3 protein-coding genes are annotated in these 5726 nt (G+C 57.3%); 1 reads left to right on the top strand and 2 read right to left on the bottom strand.

Annotated elements, in window-relative coordinates:
- Positions 1-1118 (bottom strand): hypothetical protein (locus tag AB0O67_RS36300; RefSeq protein WP_365460046.1); only part of this gene is annotated, 1118 nt, incomplete at its 3' end.
- 196 nt (positions 1119-1314) lie between these two features.
- On the bottom strand, positions 1315-2838 hold the full coding sequence (locus AB0O67_RS36295; RefSeq protein ID WP_365460043.1) for a restriction endonuclease: 1524 nt from the start codon (positions 2836-2838) through the stop codon (positions 1315-1317).
- 368 nt (positions 2839-3206) lie between these two features.
- Here AB0O67_RS36295 and AB0O67_RS36290 point away from each other — a divergent pair, with 368 nt between their 5' ends.
- Positions 3207-5651, top strand: a complete 2445-nt coding sequence (locus AB0O67_RS36290; protein WP_365460041.1) for a restriction endonuclease — start codon at positions 3207-3209, stop codon at positions 5649-5651.
- The last annotated feature ends 75 nt before the right edge of the window (positions 5652-5726 follow it).

Genomic DNA, 5726 nt, shown 5'->3' with positions numbered 1-5726 from the left:
TCAGGTGTAGGGACTCCGCAAACGTCACACATACTGAGAGGGCCTTGCTCAGTTCCGCATTGGAAGCAGAAATATTCGGCCGTACTACCGGAAGCTAGTTCCACGTCGGCAACAAGCGCTTCGTGCTCGCACTCCGGGCATGGAGTTATAAGTGCATCGCCGCCATCTTTCATGTTCACGTAGAGACTGTGTCCCTGAACGTTCTCGACGTATGCAGCTGCCGCATCGCCACCGTCGATCCAGGCCATCTGGCAGAAACGGCAGATGGGTTCACCGTCTACTAGCAGTGCATTCTGCATACACAGCGGGCAGCATACGGTCTCGTTGAGCAGTGGCTTGAGTTCCTCGCGCAACCGGTTCCACCTGGCGGTCAGGAACCTATTGATTGAGGCAAGCCCTTCGCTGACCGATTCCATCTGTCGGTCTAGCGCTTTGCGTTCTCTCCACTCCAAGGTGGGCCTGAGCTGCTCGTGAACGAACGCCAGAAGGAAGTCTAGAACGTTCGCTGCAAGTTTCTCCACCGCCGGTGCGGGCACTGTCAGCCCATAGTGTTGAAGCGCATTGCGCCACTTTGCAAGCTGCTTGAGGTCCTTATCGATCGACCCGTTGATTCCCAGGTCGAGACCCGCGATATCTGTAAGCCGCTTCAGCGCCTCAGGGGTGCCGCAACTCTGAAAATCTCCACTGTCGAACTTGTCACGAGAGGCGTTCTCTGGCCTCTCGAAAACCAGCGCCCAGTACTCAAGCTGGAGACGCGCCTTGAGTAGCACTTCGGTGGCGGCTTGGAGATGAAGGACGGCATACTTCAGGTCGCGAGGGCTCGGCTTATCCGCGAGGTGATTCGTTACGCTGAGAAGGTAGTCGATGCCGTTATCTACAGGCTGAAAGGTCAGCTCGACGGGTCCGCGTTTCCGCTTGATGCGGACGAACCGTCTCTTCGAGGTTTCTGCACCCGCACTAGATTCCAGCCCCTTCTGCTCGGGCACCGGAATCGGCGAAGGCGTCTCGGGAACCGGCTCGTCGTCAGAGGTGCGTCGCGCGGGGGGCGTCTCACGCACCGCCCCTGACAAGCGCTCCTCGCCTCCGCGCTCAGCAAAGCCATCAAGAGCCTCAGTCATGCGTTTCCTTTGAGTATGAGCGAGCGAGTATTCGTGAGGCTATAACTTGCCCCATCGTGGCAGCCTTCAGCAGTGTCCTTCTTAGTCCGATTTGGCGGATGTTGGTGAGTCTGTGATTCGGTCCAGCCTCTCCGGCGGTGAGACCTACGGCCTCTCCAACGAGTTGCGGGGGCAACCTTTCTGAAAGCACTCCGGCTCAGCGGTCAGGACTGGTCAGGGTCTCCCAGCCAGGAGGGGTCTTGGGCAGACTGATGAGGACATCGATCCCCAAGTGCTCCAGGAGGAGAGCTTTGAGCCCACGGCCGTCGATGAGCTCCATGCGGCCGGTGCGATAGGCGAAATCCTTGCTGGCTTTGCCGAACCACGCAGTGGTGACGATGATCCCTTTGGCTGCCGCTTTGTCGTGCATGACGCCAGCGAGAGCGCGCACGGTGTCGGCAGGCACGGCATTACGGGTGCGCTTCGCCTGGATGATGCACAGTCCACCAACGATGGGGTCCTCGTTGGTGGCGACGGCGTCGATACCGTCGTCGCGGGATGCCTGAGTCACCCAGGCCTTGAGACCGATGGCCTCGAAAAGGCGCCGAACGAGGTGCTCGAACTCGATCGGGTCGAGTTCCATGAGGTCGGGGCGGTGGTCGAGCCCGGCGACGACGTCGACGTCTGGCCCCCACTTGTACTTCGTGAGATCGAAGGTGACGACAGGGCGGACGGGTTCAAGGTCGTAGGGATGCTGTGAGACGACTGCGTTAAGGTGCCGTAGGCATTCGACCGGGTCGAGTTCAGGCTCGTCCAAAACGAGGTCGCCCACAGTCTCTCTGGTGGCGCGCACGCTGATGAGGCAGGGACGGATCGCTTGGCCGGTGGCACGGTTCTTAGCGTTTACATGGCCGTTGAAGGCCACCACGTCGACCAAGGCTGCCGGGGTCAAGATGAGCACTTCATTGATGGCGCGCAGCGCCAGGCGAGCAACCAGCAGCCGGTACACCTGCTTGATCTCGGCTTCCTTGCGCGGCTGGGCGGTCACAGCCGGCGGGGCCGACGCCTTGTACCGGTACGCAACTGCGGTCGGTACCACTGACTGCCCTGGTAGATCCACTTCCAAGAGCAGCTCCCGAGTCTCCGGGATGAACGCGCATCGCCACGCGTCACGCAAGCCGTCAGGGTAGGAAGCCTCGGTCAGAGCAGCCTCCACGGCATGGGTGAGTGCCTCCGCATCGCCCTGCACGAGCGCCGCTTCCACCTGCTCCCGTCGCGCGAGTGACGGTGTGTAGGGAGAGGACAGAACAGAGTTCAGCTCTCCGACCCTGCGATGCACGTCTGCAGTTCGCTGCTCGGCCTGCCCCCGCATTTCCAGGGCGGCCCGCTGCTTGGCAAGACGTTCTCGCTCAGCCGCTTGCCGCTGCGCGGCCTTCTTCTTCGCCTCAGCCTGCCGGGCTCGCACTGCTTCGCGTTTGGCCAAGTCATGCTCAACCTGCTCAACGGCCCGTGCTTGGGCCAAGCGCTCCCGCTCCGCGGCCTTCTGCGCACGAGCCCACTCCTGAGCCTGCTCGCGCTCTTGGCGTGTGCGTTCCCGCTCCTGGCGCTTCCGCTCCTGCTCGGCCGCGCGGGCTGCCCGCTCCTGTAGCTGCTGCTGGCGCTTGGCCTCGGCTTCCTTGGCCTTCTGCGCATCGCGGTACGCCTGGACCAACTGAGCCGTCAGCGACTTCTTGCGCGCCATTGTCCCCCCATCCCGGTGCTGGCAAAGACCATGCCCAAGCACCTGGCCGACCAGTCGCAGGCACGAAGGTTGGCTCGAACTGTGCTCAACGCGAGCGGTTCGAGCAGTGGGCGGTTGCATCCCGCCATAGATGGGGCACCGCACCCACACGCTCATCGGTCTCCGGCTTCGGGCGGTGCCAGTGCACAAGAGTCTGTGAGCACTGCTTGATGACCCACGTCAAGCCTCGTTCACAGACTTTTTGTTGGGATCCTCGCCTGTCTCCCGCATGCGCCGGACGCCCAATCTCATGACCTCCCCTCGATGTGTTCCGTGTAGCCACGCCGAAGGGGGACTACACGGCGTCGAGTTGAGGGCATCATGGTTGCGTGGCTAGAAACTACGGAGACTTGTCGCCCTATGACTTTGAGGTTCTGGTCAGGGACATCCTTCAGGCGGAGACGGGGCAGCGCTTGGAGACGTTCCCCCCTGGGCGTGACGGCGGCGTCGACGTGAGGCTGTATCGGGACAACAGAGAAGAACTCATTGTTCAATGCAAACACACCCCTGGCAGGAACTTCGCTGCAATCAAGAGCGAACTCAAGCTAGAAGCCGTGAAAGTATCCGGTAAATTCAACTCTCGATACATGCTTGTATCTAGCGCATCTCTGACTCGCGCCAACAAGAAGGAAATATCTCGCATTTTTTCCGGCGTGAGTCTAGCAGAGAATGACGTATGGGGTGTTGATGATCTGGAAAACTACCTCCGCCTTCATCCCGGTATCGAGCAAGCAAATTTCAAATTGTGGATTACCTCGACGGCGGTATTGCAGAGACTCCTTCATTCCGACGTGTACGAGAGGAGCGCCGGGCTTGTTGAACAAATCTCTGCACGAACTAAATTGTATGTCCAAAATGACGCATTCCCTCAAGCGCAAGAAATGCTCGAACGGCATCGGACGTGTCTCATCTCAGGGCAACCGGGCATTGGGAAGACCACACTTGCCGAGATGCTTCTCCTTAAAGCTCTTTCCGACGATTGGAGCGTCTATATTGCCTCCGAAGATATTGCGGACATTGAGAAGATTTGGAGGCGCAATGAAAGGCAGATATTTTTCTATGATGACTTCCTTGGGCAAAATTCCCTAGTTGATAAGCTGAATAAGAACGAGGATAGCCGATTGGCTCAAGTCATCAAGCGAATTCAGGATGCATCAAATAAGAGACTGATCCTAACCACTCGCGAGTACATCTTGCGCCAAGCTCGACAAACGTACGAACCTCTGCGACGTGTGGCGGCGTTGGATGATAAGAGGTTCATTCTCGACCTCCACCACTATACTCGCCATCAGAAGGCTCATATTCTTTACAATCACATTCACTTCTCGGGTTTGTCGAATAGTGCACGTCTCTCCATCCTAGAGAACCAGAGATATCGCAAACTAATCGAGCATCGAAATTACAACCCGCGCCTGATTGAGTTGATCGCGGCGTCATACGACGAACAAGGAACAGCATCCCTAAAATTCTCTGACTACGCCGAGAGTGCCCTAGATGACCCATCACATCTATGGGAGACCATCTATGAGGATCAACTGTCTGACGTGGAAAGGAACCTACTGGCAGTTCTCTCTACGTTTCAGACGCAAGTGGAGCTTACAGACCTTGAGGAGGCATTGCTCGCATATGAGTCGGCCGGCGGCGCCCTCCATTCAACGCGTCGCCAAATTATGGCGGCACTCAAGAGACTGCAAGGCACTTTCGTGACAATTGAGAGTGCCGACCCGTCAACTAGCAGTGCGGGGCAAAATCGCCAAGTCACCATGATTGGATTCGCGAACCCTTCTTTCAGTGACTATGTGTGCGGATACTTGGCATCCCGAGAATCGGAACTCGATGAGCTGATTGACGGTTGCGTCTTCTTCGAGCAGCTAGCAACCATCTGGACATGGGCCGAAGGTAGCATCTACAAGTACTACCTGACCAAGGAGCATGTTGGCGTCCCTGCATCAAGAAGAACTCAGCGGATCAAGCCTAAATTCTCCGTGCGAAAGTTCTCGAATGCGCTCTTTCGTACGCGCGAAATGAAATCAAGCACTTGGGGGGTGGCTCCTCCGAATCTGAGGAGGTATAAGCATTCTCAATCGGATAGGGATCGCCAAATTCTTCGAATTAACGGTCGTTCGGAACAAGAAATGCTCTCCATGGCCCAGAAGAATCGGCTGATTGCTGCTTGCCTTGCGCGGCTCGAAAGTGCCTCCGCAGCTACCATCTATTTGGACCTAGAGAGTGACATTGTGGTCATCAAGCACCTCGCAGCGACTGCAGAAGACATCGCACCCATTTTCACGCTTCGAGGGGTAGCCCTTGAAGTCTGTTCCAACGACTTGAGTTCCCCTGAAGACTTTGAACATTATCTTCAGCTGCTCAATATGTCCGGGTTGCCCGAGGTGCCCGACATGGCGCAAGAAGTCGAGGAGCTGCGTCGAAAGTTTCTCTCTTTTGTCAGTGAATGGGATGAGAGTAGTGCAAATGAGGCCAGCAGTGTTTCTGACTGTGAAGATGCAGTTGGAAGACTGCTATCCGTCGCTGCGGAACTCGACGTTGAAGACCGAGTGAGCACTCCGACGCTTGACGCCTCTCACGTGCGCTTGACGGAAGAAGAGGCTCGACGTGATTTTGACGATGACTGGGACTACGAAGAGCGTATGGCAGCTGAAGAGCGGCGGAGCGACGACGGTTCTGAGCCTGATCGTCAGTCTCTTTCCCTGCATGATCTCCTAGGGTTCTCCGAAGACTACAGTATCGATGACATGTTTGATTCGCTCAGGTGACCTCCTCGGGTACACATCAAGATGGACAGACATCAATGCGATTGGCGGATTCAGAACGGGAGCTCGGGCCTGGCT

The sequence above is a fragment of the Streptomyces sp. NPDC086077 genome, from assembly GCF_040686175.1.
Classification (GTDB): domain Bacteria; phylum Actinomycetota; class Actinomycetes; order Streptomycetales; family Streptomycetaceae; genus Streptomyces.
This window is presented reverse-complemented; position numbering and strand designations above follow the sequence as displayed.

Coding starts and splice junctions, on each gene's coding strand:
- AB0O67_RS36295 (WP_365460043.1), bottom strand. CDS start 2,838: ATGGCGCGCAAGAAGTCGCTGACGGCTCAGTTGGTCCAGGCGTACCGC.